19 protein-coding genes and 1 tRNA gene are annotated in these 20,781 nt (G+C 72.7%); 12 read left to right on the forward strand and 8 right to left on the reverse strand.

All coding sequences use genetic code 11. The features are described 5' to 3' along the window. Window position 1: 1 nt before the first annotated feature. The 3 genes from M0638_RS00100 to M0638_RS00110 are packed head-to-tail and all read left to right on the forward strand — an operon-like array spanning window position 2 to window position 2,258. On the forward strand, window positions 2–328 hold the full coding sequence (locus M0638_RS00100) for a hypothetical protein (RefSeq protein ID WP_248664909.1): 327 nt from the start codon (window positions 2–4) through the stop codon (window positions 326–328). Window positions 329–368: 40 nt separating this feature from the next. After that, window positions 369–1,253: a branched-chain amino acid ABC transporter permease gene (locus M0638_RS00105; protein ID WP_248664910.1), complete on the forward strand. Its 885-nt coding sequence runs from the start codon at window positions 369–371 to the stop codon at window positions 1,251–1,253. A gap of 3 nt (window positions 1,254–1,256) precedes the next feature. Further along, window positions 1,257–2,258 (forward strand): branched-chain amino acid ABC transporter permease, encoded by a 1,002-nt coding sequence (locus M0638_RS00110; RefSeq protein WP_456316017.1) that lies wholly within the window; start codon window positions 1,257–1,259, stop codon window positions 2,256–2,258. A gap of 144 nt (window positions 2,259–2,402) precedes the next feature. Here the strand turns inward: M0638_RS00110 and M0638_RS00115 are convergent, their stop codons facing one another. Continuing rightward, complete coding sequence (locus M0638_RS00115) at window positions 2,403–3,014, reverse strand: HAD family hydrolase (RefSeq protein ID WP_248664911.1); 612 nt, start codon at window positions 3,012–3,014, stop codon at window positions 2,403–2,405. 210 nt (window positions 3,015–3,224) lie between these two features. Between M0638_RS00115 and M0638_RS00120 the strand changes: the two genes are divergently transcribed. The 5 genes from M0638_RS00120 to M0638_RS00140 all read left to right on the forward strand — a co-directional run bounded on the left by M0638_RS00120 (window position 3,225) and on the right by M0638_RS00140 (window position 8,735). After that, window positions 3,225–5,420 carry a VTT domain-containing protein gene (locus M0638_RS00120; protein ID WP_248664912.1) on the forward strand — a complete coding sequence of 732 codons (2,196 nt, stop codon included), beginning with the start codon at window positions 3,225–3,227 and terminating at the stop codon, window positions 5,418–5,420. 168 nt (window positions 5,421–5,588) lie between these two features. After that, window positions 5,589–6,329 (forward strand): endonuclease/exonuclease/phosphatase family protein, encoded by a 741-nt coding sequence (locus tag M0638_RS00125; protein ID WP_248664913.1) that lies wholly within the window; start codon window positions 5,589–5,591, stop codon window positions 6,327–6,329. Between the two features lie 212 nt (window positions 6,330–6,541). Further along, window positions 6,542–6,679: a hypothetical protein gene (locus M0638_RS00130; RefSeq protein WP_248664914.1), complete on the forward strand. Its 138-nt coding sequence runs from the start codon at window positions 6,542–6,544 to the stop codon at window positions 6,677–6,679. Next, a complete protein-coding gene (locus M0638_RS00135; protein WP_248664915.1) occupies window positions 6,679–7,500 on the forward strand; it encodes a hypothetical protein in 822 nt (273 codons plus the stop codon). The genes M0638_RS00130 and M0638_RS00135 overlap by 1 nt, the downstream gene beginning before the upstream one ends. After that, a complete protein-coding gene (locus tag M0638_RS00140) occupies window positions 7,497–8,735 on the forward strand; it encodes a toxic anion resistance protein (RefSeq protein ID WP_248664916.1) in 1,239 nt (412 codons plus the stop codon). The genes M0638_RS00135 and M0638_RS00140 overlap by 4 nt, the downstream gene beginning before the upstream one ends. A 168-nt stretch (window positions 8,736–8,903) precedes the next feature. Here the strand turns inward: M0638_RS00140 and M0638_RS00145 are convergent, their stop codons facing one another. After that, the gene (locus tag M0638_RS00145) at window positions 8,904–9,824 is read right to left on the reverse strand and encodes a LysR substrate-binding domain-containing protein (RefSeq protein WP_248664917.1); all 921 of its coding nucleotides are present in this window, start codon (window positions 9,822–9,824) and stop codon (window positions 8,904–8,906) included. A gap of 80 nt (window positions 9,825–9,904) precedes the next feature. Between M0638_RS00145 and M0638_RS00150 the strand changes: the two genes are divergently transcribed. Next, complete coding sequence (locus tag M0638_RS00150) at window positions 9,905–10,147, forward strand: DUF1127 domain-containing protein (protein WP_248664918.1); 243 nt, start codon at window positions 9,905–9,907, stop codon at window positions 10,145–10,147. Between the two features lie 97 nt (window positions 10,148–10,244). Here M0638_RS00150 and M0638_RS00155 read toward each other — a convergent pair whose 3' ends face one another. Continuing rightward, complete coding sequence (locus M0638_RS00155) at window positions 10,245–11,000, reverse strand: SDR family oxidoreductase (protein WP_248664919.1); 756 nt, start codon at window positions 10,998–11,000, stop codon at window positions 10,245–10,247. A gap of 356 nt (window positions 11,001–11,356) precedes the next feature. Between M0638_RS00155 and M0638_RS00160 the strand changes: the two genes are divergently transcribed. Next, window positions 11,357–12,121 carry an SDR family oxidoreductase gene (locus M0638_RS00160; protein WP_248664920.1) on the forward strand — a complete coding sequence of 255 codons (765 nt, stop codon included), beginning with the start codon at window positions 11,357–11,359 and terminating at the stop codon, window positions 12,119–12,121. 72 nt (window positions 12,122–12,193) lie between these two features. On the opposite strand, the gene M0638_RS00165 is transcribed toward M0638_RS00160, so the two are convergent. The 5 genes from M0638_RS00165 to M0638_RS00185 all read right to left on the reverse strand — a co-directional run bounded on the left by M0638_RS00165 (window position 12,194) and on the right by M0638_RS00185 (window position 18,628). Next, complete coding sequence (locus M0638_RS00165) at window positions 12,194–14,086, reverse strand: nidogen-like domain-containing protein (RefSeq protein WP_248664921.1); 1,893 nt, start codon at window positions 14,084–14,086, stop codon at window positions 12,194–12,196. Window positions 14,087–14,273: 187 nt separating this feature from the next. Then, on the reverse strand, window positions 14,274–15,182 hold the full coding sequence (locus M0638_RS00170; protein WP_248664922.1) for a carbohydrate ABC transporter permease: 909 nt from the start codon (window positions 15,180–15,182) through the stop codon (window positions 14,274–14,276). Continuing rightward, window positions 15,175–16,134 carry a carbohydrate ABC transporter permease gene (locus M0638_RS00175; protein ID WP_248664923.1) on the reverse strand — a complete coding sequence of 320 codons (960 nt, stop codon included), beginning with the start codon at window positions 16,132–16,134 and terminating at the stop codon, window positions 15,175–15,177. The genes M0638_RS00170 and M0638_RS00175 overlap by 8 nt, the downstream gene beginning before the upstream one ends. A 22-nt stretch (window positions 16,135–16,156) precedes the next feature. Continuing rightward, window positions 16,157–17,488, reverse strand: coding sequence for an ABC transporter substrate-binding protein (locus M0638_RS00180; RefSeq protein WP_248664924.1), 1,332 nt, complete (start codon window positions 17,486–17,488; stop codon window positions 16,157–16,159). Window positions 17,489–17,560: 72 nt separating this feature from the next. Continuing rightward, a complete protein-coding gene (locus M0638_RS00185) occupies window positions 17,561–18,628 on the reverse strand; it encodes an ABC transporter ATP-binding protein (RefSeq protein WP_282571746.1) in 1,068 nt (355 codons plus the stop codon). 490 nt (window positions 18,629–19,118) lie between these two features. Between M0638_RS00185 and M0638_RS00190 the strand changes: the two genes are divergently transcribed. Continuing rightward, window positions 19,119–19,203: transfer RNA gene (locus tag M0638_RS00190), tRNA-Leu, on the forward strand. Window positions 19,204–19,287: 84 nt separating this feature from the next. After that, window positions 19,288–20,622 (forward strand): trigger factor, encoded by a 1,335-nt coding sequence (tig, locus tag M0638_RS00195; protein WP_248664989.1) that lies wholly within the window; start codon window positions 19,288–19,290, stop codon window positions 20,620–20,622. Window positions 20,623–20,781: the final 159 nt, after the last annotated feature.

Here is a 20,781-nt window from a genome sequence, read left to right on the forward strand (position 1 = left end):
CATGGCGGCCGGTACCCTGGCGCCGCACGGCGCGCCGGCGTCGCCCATGGCGCTGCGCATGCCGTCCATCCCCGTGGCGCTGCGCATGCCGTCCATCCCCGTGGCGCTGCGCTTGCCGTCCATCCCCGTGGCGCTGCGCTTGCCGTCTATCCCCGTGGCGCTGCGCGCCGGCAGCCTGCGCACCGGCATGCATGGCGGGCCGTTCGGCCAGCGCGCGGGCACGCTCCGCGCCGGCGCCGCGAGCCCGGCCGCCACTTCCGTCTGCACCCTCCCGGCCCATCCTGCCGAGCCGTCGGCGGGCGGGCCGGACCACCCGCCCCCTCGCTGACATCGCCCGAGCCGCCCGAGGGAACCACCAGGAACAACCAATGGACGACATCTTCGGCATACCCGCGCCGCTGCTGTTCGGGCAATTGCTGCTCGGGCTGATCAACGGCGCCTTCTACGCGATGCTCTCGCTGGGCCTCGCGGTGATCTTCGGGCTGCTCAACATCATCAACTTCACGCACGGCGCGCAGTTCATGATGGGCGCCTTCGTGGCGTGGATGCTGCTGAACTGGCTCGGCATCGGCTACTGGTGGGCGCTGCTGCTCTCGCCGCTGATCGTGGGCGCCATCGGCGTGGTGCTGGAACGGCTGCTGATCAGCCACCTCTACAAGCTCGACCACCTCTACGGCCTGCTGCTGACCTTCGGCCTCGCGCTGATCATCGAGGGGCTGTTCCGCAACTACTTCGGCTCCTCGGGCCTCGCCTACCGCATCCCGGAGGCGCTCAGCGACAGCTGGGACCTCGGCTTCATGTTCCTGCCCGTCTATCGCGGCTGGGTGGTGGTGGCGGCGGCGGTGATGTGCCTCGGCACCTGGCTGGTGATCGAGAAGACGCGCCTCGGCGCCTATCTGCGCGCCGCCACCGAGAACGCGGCGCTGGTGCAGGCCTTCGGCGTCAACGTGCCGCGCATGGTCACGCTGACCTACGGCGCGGGCGTGGCGCTGGCCGCCTTCGCCGGCGTGCTGGCGGCGCCGATCTACTCGGTGAACCCGCAGATGGGCTCCAACCTCATCATCGTGGTCTTCGCCGTGGTGGTGATCGGCGGCATGGGCTCGATCATGGGCGCCGTGCTGACCGGCTTCCTGCTCGGCGTGATCGAGGGGCTGACCAAGGTCTTCTGGCCCGAGGCCTCCGCCACGGTGGTGTTCGTCATCATGGTCATCGTCCTGCTGGTGCGACCCGCCGGCCTGTTCGGGAGGGCCTGAGACATGGCGTCCGGCTCGGTTACTTCCCCCTCCGGCGTTCCGGCCACGGCCGCCGCCGGCCATTCGATGAGCATCCTGGGCTATTCCGGGCCGCAGCTCGCCGCCCTCGCGGTGCTGCTGGCGCTGATCGCGGTGGGGCCCTTCGTGCTCTACCCGGTCTTCCTGATGAAGCTGCTCTGCTTCGCCCTGTTCGCCTGCGCCTTCAACCTGCTGATCGGCTATGTCGGCCTGCTCTCCTTCGGCCACGCCGCCTATTTCGGCATGGGCAGCTACATCGCCGGCTACTGCGCCAAGCAGCTCGGGCTGACCCCGGAGATCTCGATCCTGGCCGGCACGCTGGTCGCCACCCTGCTCGGCGTCGCCTTCGGCTGGCTGGCGATCCGGCGGCAGGGCATCTACTTCGCCATGATCACCATGGGCCTCGCCCAGATGGTGTACTTCTTCTGCGTGCAGGCTCCCTTCACCGGCGGCGAGGACGGCATCCAGGCTATCCCGCGCGGCCGGCTGTTCGGGATCTTCGACCTCGCCCCGGACATGCACATGTACTGGCTGACGGCGGCGGTGTTCCTGATCGGCTTCTTCCTGGTCCATCGCATCGTCCACTCGCCCTTCGGCCAGGTGATGAAGGCGATCCGCGAGAACGAGCCGCGCGCCGTCTCCCTCGGCTACCGCGCCGACGACTACAAGCTGCTCGCTTTCGTGCTCTCCACCGCCCTCGCGGGACTGGCCGGCGCCACCAAGTCGCTGGTCTTCGGCATCGCGACGCTGACCGACGTGTACTGGGCCATGTCGGGCGAGGTGGTGCTGATGACCCTCCTCGGCGGCCTCGGCACCATCTTCGGGCCGGTGGTAGGCGCGGCCGTCATCATCACCATGGAGAACTATCTCGCCGAATTCGGCGCCTGGGTGACGGTGATCCAGGGCGTGATCTTCTGCCTCGCCGTGCTGCTGTTCCGCCGCGGCATCGTCGGCGAGATCGGGCGCTTCCTGAAGGTCCAGCTCTGACGGGGCGCGGGAGGGTAGGCGGCATGCCCCGGACCGGGAGGACCGGCCCTCCCTGAAGCCCACCCGCCGGCGCCGGCGGGAGGCTGGGGAGGCCCGGACCCCGTCCGTTCCGCCGCGCCCGGCCGGCACGCCGCCCCCGTGGCGTCAGCCACGTCCCGGCGGCGTGCTCCCCCGCAGGATCGCCACGTCGACGGGGCGCATGCCGGCCCGGCGCGCGGCTTCCAGCCCCTCCGCGCTGTCCTCGAACACCACGCAGCCCGCCGGCGGCACGCCGAGGCGGCGCGCCGCCTCCTGGAACAGCGCCGGATCCGGCTTGGCACGGCCGACATCGTCGAAGGTCACCACCGCATCGAACAGCGGCGCGAGGCCGGTCGCGCGCAGCGTCGCCGCGACGATCTCGCGCGAGCCGCCCGAGGCCACCGCCATCGGCAGTCGCCCCCGCTGGCCCCGGACGATGGCCGTGACCGTCGCGATCTCGGCGAGCCGCCCCAGCCCTGCCAGGAAGGCCGCCCGCATCCGCGCCACCACCGCCGCGCGGTCCAGGGCGACGCCGTGCTCGGCCTCGAAGGCGTCCAGCAGCGTGGACTCCGACAGGCCGGCCCGCCGCATGTACCAGTCGCGCGCCATCTCCCGTCCGGAGAGCCGGAAGCCGGCCGCCCAGGCGGCGGCGTAGACGGGTGGCGTGTCCACCAGCGTGCCGTCGCAATCGAAGATCAGGCCGCGCGTGCCGGGGGGCAGCAGGTCGTCGTCGGGCATGCCCCCGAATAGGCCGGATGGGGCCGGACCGGGGAGGGGGGCGGAGGAACGGCGGCAGGGGGCGGGCATCCGGCCGGACGGCGCCGTGCCCCCGCCGGGGCCGCCCCGTGCCACGCCCCGTACCGCACCACGCACGGTCGGGACCGAACGGCGGCTGCTTTGCTGCGTTGCGGCAGGCATGATGGCCGTTCGGGAAGCCGCGAATTGGGCATGACGGAAACCCTGGGACGGGACGGGACCGATGCCGCCCCCACCGCCGGCGCTCCGGCCGGGGCCACGGTGCTGCGCGAGGGCCGCAACGTCTGGCGTGTCGCCCGCGCCGGGCGGGCCACGGTGCTGTCCAACGGCGACGCCTACTTCGACGCGCTGCGCCGGACCCTGCTGAACGCCCGTTCCACCATCCACGTCGTCGGCTGGGACATCGACAGCCGCACCCGTCTGGTCGGCCCCGACGCCGAGGCGACGGACGGGCTGCCGGAGACGCTGGGCGAGTTCCTGGCGGCGCTGGTGGCGCGCCGCCCCGGGCTTTCGGTCAAGCTGCTGCTCTGGGACTACGCGATGCTCTACGCGCTGGAGCGGGAGCTGCTGCCGGTGCTGAAGCTGCGCTGGCGCACCCCGCCGCAGGTGGAGCTGTGCCTCGACAACGTGCTGCCCTTCGCCGCCGCCCAGCACCAGAAGATCGTGGTGGTGGACGACGCGGTGGCCTTCTCGGGCGGGCTCGACCTGACCATACGCCGCTGGGACCGCGCGGCGCACGAGCCGCGCGACCCGGACCGGGTGGACCCCGGCGGCCGGCCCTACCCGCCCTTCCACGACGTGCAGATGATGGTGGACGGCGAGGCCGCCGCCGCCCTGGGCGAGCTGGTGCGCGAGCGCTGGCGCCGCGCCGCCTGCGAATCCCTCGCGCGCCCCGCCCCGCCCGGCTCCGATCCGTTGCCCGACCCCTGGCCCCGGGCGGTGGCGCCGGACCTGCGCGACGTCGCCGTCGGCATCGCCCGCACCTGGCCGGCCTGCGGCGGCGAGCCCGAGATACGCGAGGTGGAGGCGCTGTACGCCGACATGATCGCGAGCGCCGAGCGCACCATCGTGATCGAGAACCAGTTCCTCACCAGCGCCGCCGTCGCCCGCGACCTGATCGGGCGGCTGCGCGGGCGGCCGGGGCTGGAGGTGCTGATCGTGGCGCCGCGGACGCACCACACCTGGCTGGAGCACCGCACCATGCTCGCCGGCCGGATCCGCTTCATGTGCGCGATCCGCGAGGCGGGCTTCGGGAAGCAGGTGCGCCTCGTCTACCCGAAGGTCGGCCTCGGCCGGCACGGCAGCGCGGTGATGGTGCATGCCAAGGTGATGGTGGTGGACGACCGGCTGCTGCGGGTCGGCTCGGCCAACCTCGCCAACCGCTCCATGGGCACGGATTCCGAGTGCGACCTCGTCGTGGAGGCGGCGCCCGGCCCGGCGGGGCGGGAGACGCGCATCGGCATCGCCCGCGTGCGCGACCGGCTGCTCGGCGAGCATCTCGGCCAGCCGCCGGAGCGCGTGGCGGCCGAGATCGGCCGCGCCGGCTCCCTGTTCGCCGCGCTGGACCGGCTGGCGCGGGTGCGGCGCGGCCTGCGCCGGATCGAGGACGGCACGCTGGAGGACTGCCCGACCGTGCCCGGCATCGAGGCGGCGGCGGATCCGAACCGCCCGATCGACCCCGGCGAATTCCTGGCCGATTTCTCCGAGGACCCGCCCCGCCGGCGCATGCCCTGGCTGCTGATCGGCCTGCTGGGGTTGCTGCCGGTGCTGCTGCTGGTGCTGGCCTGGCGCTACACGCCGGTCCCCGGCCTGCTCCGGCCCGGCGCGGTGCGGTCGGCGCTGGAAGCGGGCGGGCACTGGGGGCCGCTGGTGGCGCTCGGCCTGTTCCTGCTGCTGGGCTTCGTGGCCTTCCCGGTGAACCTGCTCATCATCGGCACGGCGGCGGCCTTCGGCACCTGGCCGGGGCTGGCCTACGCGGCGGGCGGCGCGCTGCTCAGCGCCGCCGCGACCTACGCGCTGGGGCGCTGGCTGGGCCCGAACCTGCTGCGCCGGGTGGCCGGGCCGCGCATCAACCGCGTCACCCGGCAGATCGGGCGCAACGGCATCATGGCGGTCACCGCGATCCGGCTGATCCCGGTGGCGCCCTTCACCCTGGTCAACCTCGTGGCGGGTGCCATCCGCATCCGCTTCCCGGACTACATGGCGGGCACGGCGCTGGGCCTGCTGCCCGGGGTGGCGCTGATGACGGCATTGGGCGACCGGCTGACCCGCATGATCCTGCACCCCTCGCTGCGCGGCGTGCTGGAGCTGTCGGCGATACTGCTGGCCTGGATCGGCCTGACCTGGGTGCTGCAGAAGGCGGTCCGCCGCGCGCGGCATGAGGACTGAACCGCCCGCCCCCGGAGCGGGGGGACCGGCGCGGCGCGCGCGCCCTCGCGGGTCGGGGCCGGGGAGGGGCGGCGCCCTTCGCAGCGAGGGCCGGGGCGGAGCCGCCCCGACGGCGATGCGCGACGCGGGCGGCACGGGCCGCCGCGACGGGGCCGGCGCATGCGCGTGATGACCTGGAACATCCATGCCGGGATCGGCGCCGACCGGCGCTACGACCTGGGACGGGTGATCGCGTTGGCCCGCCGGCACGATCCCGACATCCTGGCGGTGCAGGAGGTCGAGTCGCGCGGCCACGGCGGCGCGGACGATCCGTTCCGCCTGCTGCGCCATGCCTTCGGGCCGCACGCCGTCGAGGCGCCGACGCTCTGGGGAGAGGGCGGCCGGTACGGCCACATGCTGCTCAGCCGCTGGCCGATCCGCGACGCCGCGCTGCACGACCTCTCCTTCGCGGGCCGCGAGCCGCGCGCCGCCATCGCCGCGACGGTGGCGACGCCGGGCGGGCCGCTGCACGTCCTGGCCGCGCATCTCGGCCTGCGGGCGCCGGAGCGCCGTTTCCAGGCGGCACGGCTGGCGGCGCTGGCGGCGGCGGCGCCCGATCCGGTGATCGCGCTCGGCGACTTCAACGAATGGGCGTGGCGCGGCGTGGTGCAGCGATCGCTGGCACCGGTGCTGCCGGGGCGGACGCGGCTGCGCAGCTTCCCGGCGCGGCACCCGGCCCTGGCGCTGGACCGCATCCAGACCCGGCCGGCCGGCCTGCTCGGACGCGGCTGGACCGACCGCGCGGCCTGGGTCGCCTCCGACCACCTGCCGGTCATCGTCGAGCTCCGCTTCGCGCCCCTCGCCCAGCCGGTCGGCGGTGCGCCCGGTGCCGCGGCCGCCGCCCTGCCGGCCGATCCGGCGCCGGCGTGACCGCCCCGCGCCGCACGGCCGCCGCCGGCACCCGGCGCGGGCCGGCCACCGCACGGCTGGCCCCATTTGCGGGCCGGCGGGAGGGCGCGGCCTTGATCCGGCCCGGTCGGAACGCGATCTAGCGGGCTGACATGACCACGCGCCCGATGGGTCCGACCGCCATGAACCCGCGCCCAGCCAGAGCAGTCCCGGAGCCGGCCCCGAGGCCGGCGATGATCGTGCCGCGGCCCCTGCTGCCCTCGCTGCCGCTGCCCTTCCGGCGCGGCGCGGGGATGCTGCTGCTGATGCTCACCTTCTGGCTGGCCGGCATGGCGGCCTTCTTCCACGTCGTCGCCTCCGTGTTCGACTGATGCGCGCCGACTCCCTCCCTCCCGGCGCGGCGCGGGGCGCGGCCCCGCGGGAGGCGCGCCAGCCCTGGAACCGGCTCTGGCTGGAGACCCGGCTGCGCTACCGCGGCCTCGGCCTGCCCCTGCTGGCCCTGCCGCTCGTTCCCACCGCGCTGATCGCGCTGCTGGACGGCCAGGAGAAGCGTCTCGCCGGCGCGCTGCTCGGGATCGGGCTCGCCGTGCTGGCGGCGCGACGGCTCAACCGGGGCCGGCGCGGCGACACCAACCGGGCGGCGATCCTGCTCGGCGTCGCGACCGGGCTGGTGGCGGGGCTGTCGGCGCACTGGCACGGCGCCATCCCGGTGCTGCTCGGCGCCGGCGCCTGGCTCGGCACCCGCCTCGCCTATGACGGTCTGCCCGAGTCGGTGCCGCCCGCGCCGCCGCCGCCCGCCCCGGTGCCGGTGCCGGCACCCGCCCTGCCGCCCGCACTGGCCGAGGCGCGCGCCCGGCTGGGCCGGCTGCTGGCCGATGCGACGCCGCTGGGCGATCCCCGGCTGGACGAGGCCGTCTCGTCCATGGCCGGCCTCCTGGACGAATTGTCGGCGCGGCCCGACCGGCTGCCCCAGGCCCGCCGCTTTCTCGCCCTGCATCTGGACGGGCTGGACCGCATCGTGGGCCGGCTGCGGGCCGGCGCCGTGCCGCCCGCCGGCCTGCCCGCGCTGCTCGGGGACCTCGCCCGCAGCGCGGAGGAGTTGCGTCTGAACCTGCGCCGCGAGGAGTCCGAGGCGCTGGAGATCCAGGTCAAGGTGCTGTCCGACAGGCTGCGCCAGGAGGGCTACGCGTGAGCGACATCCCCGGTCGAGGCGTGATCGCCGGCCTTCGTCGTGGCGCCGTCTCCACCGTCACCCCGCCGGGCACCCCGCTGGGTGCCCCGCCGGGCGCCCCCGCCGTGCCGGCGGGCGACGTCGCCGCCGACCTGCGCGCGGCCGATCCGGCCGCCGGCACGCCGACCGTCGTCTCGCCGGAGATCGTGGCGCTGGCCGGGCAGATCGAGCTGACCGATCCGGGTTCCATCCTGCGCTTCGGCGCGGCGGCGCAGAGCCGGGCCGTGGCCGCCGCCGACGCCATGCTGGAGGGGGCCCGCAACCGCGAGACCGGCGAGGCGGGCCAGACGCTCTCCAGCCTGCTCTCGACGCTGAAGGGCTTCGACGTCACCAGCCTCGGCACCGAGCGGCCCCGGCTCCTGCAGCGCCTGTTCACGCGCGGCGGCGCCGAGGTGACGCGCATCCTGCACCGCTACGAGGGCGTGCGCGAGCAGGTGGAGCAGATCGGCGACCGGCTGGACGGCCACCGCACCCGGCTGCTGGAGGATGTGGAGCGGCTGGAGCGGCTCTACGGCGCGACGCTGGACTGGTTCCACGGCCTCGGCGAGCACATCCAGGCCGGCGAGCTGGTGCTGGCGCGCACCGACAGCGAGGTGGTCCCGGCCGCCGTGCGCCGCGCCCAGGACCCGAACGACCTGGTGGCGCCGCAGCACCTGCGCGACCTGCGCGCGGCGCGCGACGAGCTGGAGCGGCGCGTGCACGACCTGAAGCTGACGCGGCAGGTGGCGATGCAGGCGCTGCCCTCGATCCGGCTGATCCAGGAGAACGACAAGGCGCTGGCCAGCAAGATCCACTCGGTGCTGGCCAACACCGTGCCGCTGTGGCGCCAGCAGCTTGCCCAGGCGCTGGCCATCCACCGCATGCGCGAGGCGGGCGACGCGGTGCGCGCCGCGACGGACCTGACCAACGAGCTGCTCACCGCCAACGCCGAGACGCTGCGCCAGGCCAATGCCGAGGCGCGGCGCGAGGTGGAGCGCGGCGTGTTCGACGTGGAGGCGGTCAAGCGCGCCAACGCGGCGCTGGTCGGCACCATCGAGGACAGCCTGCGCATCGCCGACGAGGCGCGCTCGATGCGCGCCCAGGCCTCCAAGGCGCTGGAGGCGTGCGAGAACGAGATCCGGCGCGCGCTGGTGGCGGCCAAGGCGTCCTCCGGCGGCGGGCGTGACGGCGATGCCGGCGGGGTGCGGCGCGGGTAGGGCATTTTCAACCCGGGCAAACTCGCCCGGCGACTCGGAAAATGCGATGAATCAAGGGCTGGCGACCACCTCGCCGGCCGCCTTCGGCGGGAGGGCCGGTCGGGTCGCGGCGGTGGCCGACGCGGCCGGGCCGGGCCGGGCCAGGGGCCGGGAAGGAGGGGCGGCAGGCTACGCCGCCTCCCGCAGCTGCGCCGCCGCGAAGCCCTCCTCGATCGACCGCGCCAGCGCGTCCGCCACCGCCTGCCGCGCCCCGGCGAGCGGCGGCCGCACGAGCTGGATGCCGAATTCCGGCAGCGCCGGCATCCCGTCCTCGACCCGCAGCACCCGCAGCCCGGGCGGCAGCGAGGCCGGCAGCCCCACCGTCACCGCCAGCCCCGCGATGGTCGGCGCGTAGGTGCCGACCTGGGTCTTGCTGGCATAGGCGAGCCGCCAGCGGCGCCCGGCCTCGGACAGCGCCGCCTCGGCGCTGCGGCGCCAGGCGCAGTCCTCGTGCGCCATGGCCAGCGGCAGCGGGTCCCGCCGGTGCGCGTGGTGCGTCGTCGAGCCGATCCAGACCAGCGGCCCGCGCCACAGGTGCCGGGTCAGCAGGCCGCTCGTGTCCTGCCCCTCGGACATCAGGGTGAGGTCGAGCCGGTTCTCCCGCACCTGGCCGATCAGCTCGCTGGAGGGCGCGCAGAACACCTCCACGTCCACCGCCGGGTGCGTCTCCGCGAAGCGGCCGAGGATGCCGGGCAGGTAGTGCAGCGCGTAGTCGTCCGGAGAGCCGAGGCGGACCAGCCCGCTCACCGCCGGGGCATGGAAGGCGGCCACGATCTCGTCGCTGAGGTCGAGCACGCGGCGGGCACGGTCCAGCAGCCAGATGCCATGTGGGGTCGGCGCCACCCCGTCGCTGGTGCGCAGCAGCAGCTTCTGGCCGAGCAGCTCCTCCAGCCGCCGCATCTGCATGGAGATGGCCGACTGGGTGCGCCCGACCTGCCGCGCGGCGCGGGTGAAGCTGCCGCTCTCGACGATCAGCACGAAGGAGCGCAGCAGGTCGGCGTCCAGGCCGGTGGGCACGGTGAGCATGGTCATCAGGATGATTGATGCCATGCCTCAATACAATGCATTTCCCTTATGTGTCGGGCGGCCATAGTTGGTGCGGGCAACGCCGAACCCCGAGGAGGCTCCCGATGCCCGTCCATGTCGCCACCCGTGCCACCGCCCTGGAGGCGCACGCCTTCCGTCCGGCCGTGCCGTCGGTCTGGCGCGGCGCCCTGGACTGGTTCCGCCGTGCCCGCACCGCCATCGTCACGCGGCGCGAGCTGGCCGCGATGGACGAGCGCATGCTGGCCGATATCGGCCTCTCGCGCAGCGACGCGGCGCGCGAGGCGAACCGGCCCTTCTGGGAGATCGAGGCGCCGCCGCGCGGCTGAAGGCCGGCCGCACGGCGCCGGGGCGCTCGCCGCGCCCCGGGCCGTGCGGCGTGCCCGTTCCGCCGGCCCGTTCCGCCGGGGCGTGCCCGGCGCCGGTTCAGCCGCGCCCGATGAAGGGCATCTTGTTGGCCATCACCGTCAGGAACGGCACGTTGGCGTCCAGCGGCAGGCTGGCCATGTAGCAGACGGCGGTGCCGACATTGGCGACGTCCATCGTCGGCTCGACCTCGACGCGCCCGTCCGCCTGCTTCACGCCGCGCTGCATGCGCTGCGTCATCGGCGTCGCCGCGTTGCCGATGTCGACCTGGCCGACGGCGATGTCGTACTTGCGCCCGTCCAGCGAGAGCGACTTGGTCAGGCCGGTGATGGCGTGCTTGGTCGCCGTGTAGGGGGCGGAATCCGGCCGCGGCGCGTGCGCCGAGATCGAGCCGTTGTTGATGATGCGGCCGCCCTGCGGGCTCTGCTCCTTCATCATCCGGAACGCCGCCTGCGCGCAGAAGAAGGAGCCGTTGAGGTTGACGCCGACGATCTCCAGCCACTTCTCGGCCGGCAGGTCCTCGACCAGCACGCCCGGGGCGTTCATGCCGGCATTGTTGAACAGCAGGTCGAGCCGGCCGAACTCGGCGCGGAGGCGCTCGAACAGGGCGTTCACCGAGTCGGGGTTCGACACGTCGGTCGAGACCGGCAGGGTGCGCGCCTCGGCGCCGGCGAGCGACGCGGTCTCCTCCAGCGCGTCCAGGCGCCGCCCGGCCAGCGCCACGGCATAGCCTTCGCCCGCCAGCGCCAGCGCCACGGCGCGCCCGACGCCCGAACCGGCGCCGGTGACCAGCGCGAACTTCCCTTTGCCTCGCATGCGCGGAACTCCTCCCATTGATGTGCGGACGGACGATAGTGCGTTCCCGGGCCGAGTGCAGTCGCCCGGGGGTGCGAAAGACGCGCAAGGGCGGAGCCCTGGCGCGGCTTCCGTCTGATCGTGGCCGAGCTGATCGTGGCCGGGCGGAATCCGCTCCAGCCGACGCGGGTCGCCGGCAGGGGGCGACCGCGCCGGGGACGATGCGCCATGGCCGATCGCGTCTCATGCGACTGCGATATGCCATAGCATCATTTCGGCGGACGCATACCCCCTCGGGCCGGACTTCCCTGTCCGCTTCCGCCGCGCCGCCCGCCCCGGCACACTCGGCATCGACGAAACGGGAAGGGGAGGACGGCATGGCCGGAGCGCTGGACGGCAAGGTGGCATGGGTGACGGGGGCGGGCAGCGGCATCGGCGAGTCCGCCGCGCTGAAGCTGGCCGGGGCCGGGGCGGCGGTCATCCTGACCGGCCGACGCGCCGCGCCGCTGGAGGATGTCGCGGCGCGCATCCGCGCGCAGGGCGGCAGTGCCGAGGTCCGGCCGGCCGACCTGATGGTGGCGGCCGAGGTGCGCGCCGTCGGCGAGGCGATCGCGGCGGCGGGCGGGCGGCTCGACATCCTGGTCAACAATGCCGGGCTGAACATCCAGGCGCGCGACTGGACGACGCTCCAGCCCGAGGGCGCGGCCGAGGTGATCGGCGGCAACCTGCTCAGCGCCTTCCACTGCGTCACCGTGGCGCTGCCCTTCATGCGGGCGCGGCGGGACGGGCTGCTGATCCACACCGCCTCCTTCGCCGGGCGCTTCGTCAGCCCGCTGAGCGGCCCGGCCTATACGGCGGCCAAGCACGGCGTGGTGGCGATGAGCCACAGCCTGAACATGGAGGAGTGCGTGAACGGCATCCGCTCCACCGTGATCTGCCCCGGCGAGGTGGCGACGCCGATCCTCGACCGGCGGCCGAAGCCGGTGACGGCGGAGGAGCGCGCGCGGATGGTGCAGCCGGAGGATTGCGGCGACCTGATCCTCTACGTCGCCTGCCTGCCGCCGCGCGTGGTGCTGAACGAGGTGCTGATCAGCCCGACCTGGAACCGCAGCTACGTGGCGCAGCTTCGCAACCGGCCATGAGCGTGCGGCCGGCGGGCGCCGTTTCCGGCGGCCGCCGGCCGAGCCGTGCCGGCCCGAGGCTGCCGGCGGTGCCTACTGGAGATGCCAGTCGCCGTTGACCGTGGCGACCGCGCCGCCGCCGATGATCTGCGTGCCGTTCATCTCCCAGACCACCACCTGGCCGTTGGTGTTGTGGAGCAGGATGTCGGACTTGCCGTCACCGTTGTAGTCACCGACCTTCTCGATCTTCCAGCTGGCATCGAGGGCGGCGACCACCCCGCCGCCGGCCACCTGGGAGCCGTTCATCTGCCATTCGACGATGGCGCCGTTGGCGTTCTGCAGCAGGAGGGCGGCGCGGCCGTCGGCGTTGAAGTCGCCGGTTCCCGTGATGCTCCAGCTGCTGTCGAGGGGGGCGACGAGCCCGCCGCCGTTCACCTGGGAGCCGTTCATCTGCCCTTCGACGATGGCGCCGTTGGCGTTCTGCAGCAGGAGGGCGGCGCGGCCGTCGGCGTTGAAGTCGCCGGTTCCCGTGATGCTCCAGCTGCTGTCGAGGGGGGCGACGAGCCCGCCGCCGTTCACCTGGGAGCCGTTCATCTGCCACTGGACGATGGCGCCGCCGGCGTTCTGCAGCAGGATGTCGGCGCGGCCGTCGGCGTTGAAGTCGCCGGTTCCCCTGATGCTCCAGCTGCTGTCGAGGGAGGCGACGCTGCCGCCGCCGACGATCTGCGAGCCGCTCAACAGCCACTGGACGATGGCGCCGCCGGCGTTCTGCAGGAGGAGGTCCGACCGGCCGTCGGCGTTGAAGTCGCCGGGTCCGCTGATGCTCCAGCTGCTGTCGAGGGTGGCGACGAGGCCGCCGCCGACGATCTGCGAGCCGCTCATCTGCCACTGGACGATGGCGCCGCCGGCATTCTGCAGGAGGAGGTCCGACCGGCCGTCGGCGTTGAAGTCGCCGGTTCCCCTGATGCTCCAGCTGCTGTCGAGGGTGGCGTCGAGGCCGCCGCCGACGATCTGCGAGCCGCTCATCTGCCACTGGACGATGGCGCCGCCGGCATTCTGCAGGAGGAGGTCCGACCGGCCGTCGGCGTTGAAGTCGCCGGTTCCCCTGATGCTCCAGCTGCTGTCGAGCGCGGCCACCGTGCCGCCGTCGACGAGTTGCGGGCCGTTCATCATCCAGTCGACGATCGTGCCGGCATCGTTCCGCCAGAGCAGGTCGGAATGGCCGTCATTGTTGAAGTCGTAGCCGGGATGGTAGGTGTTCGCCACCACGCCGTTGGTGACCTGGAAGACGTAGGCGCCGGGGATGTTGACGTTGCTGGCGCCGGGGAGCGACACCAGCGCGCTGTCGTTGCCGGATTGCGACAGCTCGTAGTAGTGCACGCCGTCGCCGGCGGAGTAGCCGGCATGGGCGGAATAGCCGCCGAAGCCGCCATTGCCGTTCGAGGCGTCGCCGGTCACCCAGTTGATCGACTCGTAGCGGAAGACGATGGCGAAATTGCCGCTGCTGCCGGTCGGGTCGGTGTTGACGATCTGGAGCTGGAACGCGTTGAGCTTGTCGGTGTGCCGGCTGTAGTAGCCGACATCGTCCCAGGTCGCGACGAAGCTGTGGGTCGCGGCATCGAGGTGGTACCAGAGCAGGTCCGAGCCGGTCGAGGTGCCGCCCTGGGTCGGGCTCACGACGCCGGGGCCGTTGGCCGGCGTCGACGAATCGGTGCGCGTGTCCACGTCCGCCCAGAGCGGCGCGATGATCGGGACGCTGGTGTTGCCGGTGATCGAGGTCGGCGTGTAGGTCCCGAGCGACGTGCCGAAGGTGACGCTGCCGTTGTTGTTGAGGTAGAGCGTCGTGTAGGTGTGGCCGTAGAAGTTCAGCCCGTGGGCGAAGATCGTGGTGAGGTCGATGGCCGCGGTCGAGCCGTCGTCGTTCCGCGCGAGATAGTCGGTGCCGAAGCCGGAGGGCCCGCCGAGCCCGTTGATGAGATCCGCCATCGCGCGCCGTTCCTTGCTCCGGGTCCGGGCCCGGGAATCCGGGCCTCGTGGGGCGGCGTCCGGGAGTCCGGGTGGGCCCGCCCGGCGCCGTTGATACGGCGGGATCGCTTACAATACGGAACGTCCTGCCGGGCTTCGTATATTAAATTTCATACATGATGCCGCCTCTCCGGCCGGGTCGTGTGCCCTATTCCTTCACCGCTCCCGTCAGCGAGGACACGTAGTAGTCCACGAAGAACGAGTAGAAGATCGCGACGGGCAGCGAGCCCAGCAGCGACCCCGCCATCAGCGAGCCCCACTGGTACACGTCGCCCTGCACCAGCTCGGTCAGGATCGCGACCGGCACGGTCTTGTTCTCCGAGGAGGAGATGAAGGCCAGGGCGTAGATGAACTCGTTCCAGGACAGGGTGAAGGCGAAGATGCCGGCCGAGATCAGCCCCGGCACGGCGAGGGGCAGGGTGATGCGGCGCAGGATCTGCAGGCGCGTCGCGCCGTCGATCAGCGCGCACTCCTCCAGCTCGTAGGGGATCGACTTGAAGTAGCCGATCAGCAGCCAGGTGCAGAACGGGATCAGGAAGGTGGGGTAGGTGAGCACCAGCGCCAGCGGGCTGTCGAACAGGCCGAGCTGGTAGACCATGGTGGCGAGCGGGATGAACAGGATCGAGGGCGGCACGAGGTAGGCGAGGTAGATCGCGAGCCCGACATAGGCCGAGCCGCGGAAGCGCAGCCGCTGGATCGCGTAGGCGGCGAGCACGCTGGAGACGAGCGAGAGCACCGTGGCGCCGATCGCGACGCCCATCGTGGTCATGATCCAGCGCGGGTAGCTGGTCTCGAACAGCAGCTTGGAGATGTTCTGCAGCGTCGGCGAGTGGATCCAGAACGGGTTGTAGCGGTCGTAGTCGTACATCTCGTTGTTGGGTTTGAACGCCGTGATGCCCATCCAGTAGAAGGGGAAGAGCAGGATGAACAGGAAGCAGGCCAGCGGGAGATAGACCGTCACCACGCGCCGGCTGCGGGACTCCCAGGAGAGCAGCGCGCCGGGATTCTCGATCGCGGCGGCGGATGGCTGCGGCGAGGGGACGAGGGCCTCAGTCATTGCTCTCTCCCTGCTGCCACTTGCGCCGGGCGAGCGCGAAGTAGCTGAACAGCGTGGCGAAGATCAGGAACGGGATCATCGAGACGGCGATCGCGGCGCCCTCGCCGAGATGCCCGCCCGGGATGCCGCGCTGGAAGGCCAGGGTCGCCATCAGGTGGGTGGAATTCACCGGGCCGCCGCGCGTGATGGCGTAGACGAGCTGGAAGTCGGTGAAGGTGAACAGCACCGAGAAGGTCAGCACCACGGCGAGGATCGGCATCAGCAGCGGCGCGGTGACGTGGCGGAAGCGCTGCCAGGGCGAGGCGCCGTCGAGCAGCGCCGCCTCGTAGAGCGAGGGCGAGATGGTCTGCAGCCCCGCCAGCAGCGAGATGGCGACGAAGGGGATGCCGCGCCAGACATTGGCGACGATCAGCGACCAGCGCGCCGCCCAGGGCGTGCCGAGGAAGTCGATGTAGGTGTCGCGCCAGCCCAGCACGTCCACCAGCACGTAGGAGATGATCGAGAACTGCGCGTCGTAGATCCACCAGAAGGCGATGGCGGAGAGCACGGTGGGCACGATCCAGGGCAGCAGGATGATGGCGCGGATGATCGACTTGAACGGCACGTGGTGGTTCAGCAGCAGCGCCAGCCACAGGCCGAGGCCGAATTTCAGCGCCGTCGCCGCGGCCGTGTAGAAGACCGAGTAGAACACGGCCGACCAGAACACCCGGTCCTCGAACAGGTCCTGGAAGTTCTCCAGCCCGACCCAGACGCCGGAGCGGCCGATCTGCGTGTCGGTGAAGGCCAGCCAGACGCCGAGGCCGAGCGGGTAGGTGAGGAAGACCAGCAGCAGCCCGACCGCCGGGAACAGGCAGGCGACGATCAGGAACGGCTTGCTGTCGAACAGACGGGCCAGCCAGCCCGGCCGGGTGCGGGGGCGGGCCCAGCCGGGCGTCGCCGTGGTGACGGACATGGCGGGGCCCCTTCCGTTCGGCTCAGCGGCGGTAGTAGCGGCGGATGCGCCGCTCGGCCTCGCGTGCCGCCTCCTCGGGCGTGGCCTGGCCCGTCGCCACGGCGGCGAACATCTGCACCACCACGTAGTCGGCCGTCACCGCGCCGGAGGCGGCCGAGATCGGCCCCTTGTAGCCGTCCCAGAAGCGGCTCTCGCAGGTGTCGCGGTAGACCGCGATCTTGGGGTCGGAGGTCCAGACCGCGCTCTCGCCGTAGGCGCGCAGCGGGTGCGCCCAGTAGCCGAGGCAGCCGGTCAGCCAGCGGTCGTACTGCTCGGCCTCCATCATGAAGCGCAGGTATTCCTTGGCCGCGTTCGGGTAGCGCGTGTGGCGGAACACCATGGCGTTGAGCAGCAGCGGTGCCTCGGGCGGCGAGGTGGCGCGGCCGAGCGGCATCAGCGCGTGCTCGGTGTCGGCGGCGATGGCGGCCGTCGCCGGGTCGTTCTTCAGCGAGAAGTAGAGCGAGACGCCGTTCGAGGTGAGGGAGATGTCGCCCGCCGTGTAGGCGCGGTTGTTGCTGATGTCGCCCCAGGAGACGGTGCCCTGGATGAAGGTCCCGTACAGCTCCTTGGCGTATTTCAGCGCCTCGACCGTCTGCGGGCTGTTGATGCCCGGCTTGCCCTCCTCGTCCACGGTGAAGCCGCCATGCGACCAGAGCGCCCAGTTGCAGAAGCTGTTGGCGTCGCCCACCGCGTTGCCCAGGGCGAAGCCGGGCGGGTGGTTCTTCGCCTTGAGCTTGCGGCAGAGGTCGAGGAAGCGGTCGTGCTCCTTCGGGATGGTGTCGTAGCCCGCCTCCTTCACCCAGGAGCCGCGGTAGACGCAGGGGCCGCGCGAGGCGCCGACCGGGATCGCGATCCAGGTGGCGGTGCCCTGCTTCCGGCCGTAGCGCTCGGCCAGCGGCATCCAGCCGCCGTACTTCTGGCCGAGGTAGTTGGCGACCTCGGAGAGGTCGAGCGTCTTCTCCGCGTAGAGGTGCGGGTCGTCGCGCCAGCCCACCACCACGTCCGGCCCCGCGCCGGTGTTGGCGGCGACGGCGGTCTGCGGCCGCACATCCTCCCAGCCGGCGAAGTCGACGCGCACCTGCACGCCGGTCGTCTCGGTGAACCGGCGGGTGTTCTCGCGGAAGATCACCTCGTCCGGATCGACGAACTTGGTCGGTCGCAGCACGCGCAGCGAGGCGCCCTGCTCGACCGGCTGGCGCGGCGGCTGCACGTTGGCGACCGGGATCGCCGCCTGGCCGCGCCGCGCCGGCAGCGCGGCGGCGGCGAGGGCCCCGGCGCCGAGGGCGAGCGCGTCGCGCCGCGTGGTGTGGGTCATTCCTGGTCCTCCTCCGTTGTCGTTCTTCGTCGCGCGCCACCCTTCCGGGCGGTCGGCGTTCGGGCAGGGCACTCAGGCGGAAAGGCGCCGGCCGGTCTCCACGTCGAAGAGATGCGCGAGCGCCGGGTCGGGCTCGATGCCGATGGTCTCGCCGGGCCGCGCGGCGATCCGCTCGCGGAAGGCGCAGAGCACCGGCGCGCCGCCGACCCGCGCCAGCACCTGCATCTCGGCGCCCGTGGGCTCCACCACCTGCACCTCGGCCGGGATGCCGCCGGTGGCGGGGAAGAGGTGCTCCGGCCGGATGCCGTACACCGCCGGCCGTCCCTCGCCGGCGCCGCCGCGCGCCGCGGGCGGCGGCAGCGGCCAGTCCACCGCGCCCTCCGAGACGAAGCGGTCGCCCCGCACCGTGCCGCGCACGAAGTTCATGGCGGGCGAGCCGATGAAGCCGGCGACGAACATGTTGGCCGGCCGGTCGTACAGGTCGAGCGGCGCGCCGATCTGTTCCACCCGCCCGGCATGCATCACCACGATCTTGTCGGCCATGGTCATGGCCTCGATCTGGTCGTGGGTGACGTAGACGGTGGTGGTGCGCAGCCGCTGGTGCAGCTCCTTGATCTCGGCGCGCATCTGCACGCGCAGCTTGGCGTCGAGGTTGGAGAGCGGCTCGTCGAACAGGAAGACCTGCGGGTTGCGCACGATGGCGCGCCCCATGGCGACGCGCTGCCGCTGCCCGCCCGAGAGCTGGCGCGGGTAGCGGTGCAGCAGCTCGGAAAGGCCGAGGATGCGGGCGGCGCGCTGCACCTCCGCCTCCTCCACCTCGCGCGGCGCCTTGGCCAGCCGCAGCGAGAAGGCCATGTTCTCGCGCACCGTCATGTGCGGGTAGAGCGCGTAGTTCTGGAACACCATGGCGATGTCCCGGTCCTTCGGCGCCACGTCGTTCACCACCCGCCCGCCGATGTCGATCTCGCCCGCGGTGATGTTCTCCAGCCCCGCGATCATGCGCAGCAGCGTGGACTTGCCGCAGCCCGAGGGGCCGACCAGCACCACGAACTCGCCATCCGCCATCCCCACATCCACCCCGTGGAGGATCTCGGTGCTGCCGAAGGATTTCCGCACGTTGCGCAGCGTGACCGTCGCCAATCGCGTCTCCTCCCCTGGGGCCAAGCGTGGCCGGCGTGGCCCGGCGGGGGCCCGCAGGCGCCTCCTGGGGAGCGTGGCGGCGGGGTATCAGCCCGGCCGCCGCCGCCCCCCGGCCGGCGGGCCGTCGGGGAGGGGTGGCGGAAGCAGGGGCGCCGCCCGTCACTGGTCCGTCTCGTCCCGGCAGGCGGCCTTGCCCGGCCATCCCTTGTGAATTGCCCCAGCCTAGGGGTCGCGGCACGGCACGGGCAACCAACTCGGTTCGCAGTGCAGCGAAGCCGGCCGGCGGCAGCATCGGGCGGCGAATCCGGGCCGAAAGGCGCGGGGGAGGGGGTTTTCGGCCGCCCGCGCCGCTGCCCGACCTTGGAAAGCGCGGGCGGCTGCGCTACACGCCCGCCTTCACCGCCGCGGCGGCCACCCGGTGGCCACCGGGTGGCTCTCTGCCGGATCGCCCCGCCGGACCGCCCGGACCGGGCGGGCCCGGGGAGCCAGCGCGGGCGTGGTGGAATTGGCAGACACGCCGGATTTAGGTTCCGGTGGCGCAAGCCGTGGGGGTTCAAGTCCCTCCGTCCGCACCACCGTCGCCCCCTCCGGCACCCCGGGACGCGCCTCCCGCACGAGGACGGCCCCCGGTACCTACTCAGGAACAGGTGCATAAGACGATGCAGGTGACCGAGGTCGCGTCCGAGGGGCTGAAGCGGGCCTACTCCGTCGTGGTTCCCGCCAGCGAGATCGCGGCGACGCGCGACCGTCGCCTGGCGGCGCTGGCCAAGGACCTTCGCCTGCCGGGCTTCCGCCCCGGCAAGGTGCCGGCGAGCGTGGTGCAGAAGCGCTACGGCCAGGCGGTGCTGGGCGAGGTGCTGGAGCAGTCGGTGAACGACGCCACCCGCCAGGTGGTGACCGACCGCGGCCTGCGCACGGCGCAGCAGCCCAAGATCGAGGTGGTGAACTTCGCCGACGGCGCGGACCTGGAGTTCAAGGTCGATCTCGAGGTGATGCCCGAGATCCCGATGCCGGACTTCTCCGCCGTCCGGCTCGAGCGCCTGAAGGCCGTCCCGGGCGACGAGGCGCTGAACAAGGCGCTGGAGACGCTGGCCGAGCGCAACCGCACCCTGGAGGACGTGGCGCCGGGCCGCTACGCCGAGCCGGGCGAGGTGGTGGTGGCCGACTTCGTCGGCCGCATCGACGGCGAGGCCTTCGAGGGCGGCAGCGCCCAGGACGTGAACATCGAGGTCGGCGGCCCGGGCTTCATCCCCGGCTTCACCGACCAGATCGCCGGCATGTACATCGGCGACACCCGCACCATCACGGCGACCTTCCCCGAGGATTACGGCGCCAAGGAGCTGGCCGGCAAGACGGCCGAGTTCGAGCTGACGGTCAAGGCCATCAAGTACAAGGTGCTGCCGGCGATCGACGACGCGCTCGCCCAGAAGCTCGGCTTCGAGGACCTGGAGAAGATCAAGGACCTGCTGCGCGAGCAGATGCAGCGCGAGTACGACCAGCTCTCGCGCATGAAGGTCAAGCGCGCCCTGCTGGACCAGCTCGCCGACCAGGCCGGCTTCCCGGTCCCCGAGGGGCTGGTGCAGGCCGAGTTCGACCAGATCTGGCAGCGCGTCGAGGCGGACCGCAAGGCCGGCAACCTTGACGAGGACGACCAGGGCAAGGACGAGGAGACGCTGAAGGCCGAGTACCGCGGCATCGCCGAGCGGCGCATCCGCCTCGGCCTGCTGCTCTCCGAGATCGGCCGCACCAACAACATCCAGGTCGGCAGCGAGGAGATGGCCCGGGCGATGCGCCAGGAGGCCTCGCGCTACCCGGGCCAGGAGCAGGCGGTGCTGGACTTCTTCCGCAAGAACCCCCAGGCCGCCGACGGCCTGCGGGCGCCGCTCTTCGAGGAGAAGGTGGTGGACTTCATGCTGGAGCTCGCCCAGGTGACCGACCGCGAGGTGACGCCGGAGGAACTGGCGGCGCCCCCGGCCGACGCCGCCAGGGCCTGACGCCGGCTACCTTCCCGGCGCCCCGTCCGGGGGAGGCGCCGCCCTCCCCGGACCCGGTCCGTCCGGGCGGGGTGGCCCACCCGGATCTCCCAGGTCCGGGAGGGGCGCCGGCGCCGCGATGGCCCTGCCCGGCCAGGGAATCCCCTGGGAATCCGAGGG

The organism is Roseomonas acroporae, assembly GCF_023223525.1.
GTDB classification, from domain to species: domain Bacteria; phylum Pseudomonadota; class Alphaproteobacteria; order Acetobacterales; family Acetobacteraceae; genus Roseomonas_E; species Roseomonas_E acroporae.

Excerpts from the sequence above, each read along its gene's own strand:
- M0638_RS00160 (WP_248664920.1), top strand. The coding sequence starts at position 11,357 with ATGGCCGGAGCGCTGGACGGCAAGGTGGCATGGGTGACGGGGGCGGGC.
- M0638_RS00110 (WP_456316017.1), top strand. The coding sequence starts at position 1,257 with ATGGCGTCCGGCTCGGTTACTTCCCCCTCCGGCGTTCCGGCCACGGCC.
- M0638_RS00105 (WP_248664910.1), top strand. The coding sequence starts at position 369 with ATGGACGACATCTTCGGCATACCCGCGCCGCTGCTGTTCGGGCAATTG.
- M0638_RS00145 (WP_248664917.1), bottom strand. The coding sequence starts at position 9,824 with ATGGCATCAATCATCCTGATGACCATGCTCACCGTGCCCACCGGCCTG.
- M0638_RS00165 (WP_248664921.1), bottom strand. The coding sequence starts at position 14,086 with ATGGCGGATCTCATCAACGGGCTCGGCGGGCCCTCCGGCTTCGGCACC.
- M0638_RS00180 (WP_248664924.1), bottom strand. The coding sequence starts at position 17,488 with ATGACCCACACCACGCGGCGCGACGCGCTCGCCCTCGGCGCCGGGGCC.
- tig (WP_248664989.1), top strand. The coding sequence starts at position 19,288 with ATGCAGGTGACCGAGGTCGCGTCCGAGGGGCTGAAGCGGGCCTACTCC.
- M0638_RS00125 (WP_248664913.1), top strand. The coding sequence starts at position 5,589 with ATGACCTGGAACATCCATGCCGGGATCGGCGCCGACCGGCGCTACGAC.
- M0638_RS00130 (WP_248664914.1), top strand. The coding sequence starts at position 6,542 with ATGATCGTGCCGCGGCCCCTGCTGCCCTCGCTGCCGCTGCCCTTCCGG.
- M0638_RS00120 (WP_248664912.1), top strand. The coding sequence starts at position 3,225 with ATGACGGAAACCCTGGGACGGGACGGGACCGATGCCGCCCCCACCGCC.
- M0638_RS00150 (WP_248664918.1), top strand. The coding sequence starts at position 9,905 with ATGCCCGTCCATGTCGCCACCCGTGCCACCGCCCTGGAGGCGCACGCC.
- M0638_RS00100 (WP_248664909.1), top strand. The coding sequence starts at position 2 with ATGGCGGCCGGTACCCTGGCGCCGCACGGCGCGCCGGCGTCGCCCATG.
- M0638_RS00170 (WP_248664922.1), bottom strand. The coding sequence starts at position 15,182 with ATGACTGAGGCCCTCGTCCCCTCGCCGCAGCCATCCGCCGCCGCGATC.
- M0638_RS00115 (WP_248664911.1), bottom strand. The coding sequence starts at position 3,014 with ATGCCCGACGACGACCTGCTGCCCCCCGGCACGCGCGGCCTGATCTTC.
- M0638_RS00135 (WP_248664915.1), top strand. The coding sequence starts at position 6,679 with ATGCGCGCCGACTCCCTCCCTCCCGGCGCGGCGCGGGGCGCGGCCCCG.
- M0638_RS00175 (WP_248664923.1), bottom strand. The coding sequence starts at position 16,134 with ATGTCCGTCACCACGGCGACGCCCGGCTGGGCCCGCCCCCGCACCCGG.
- M0638_RS00155 (WP_248664919.1), bottom strand. The coding sequence starts at position 11,000 with ATGCGAGGCAAAGGGAAGTTCGCGCTGGTCACCGGCGCCGGTTCGGGC.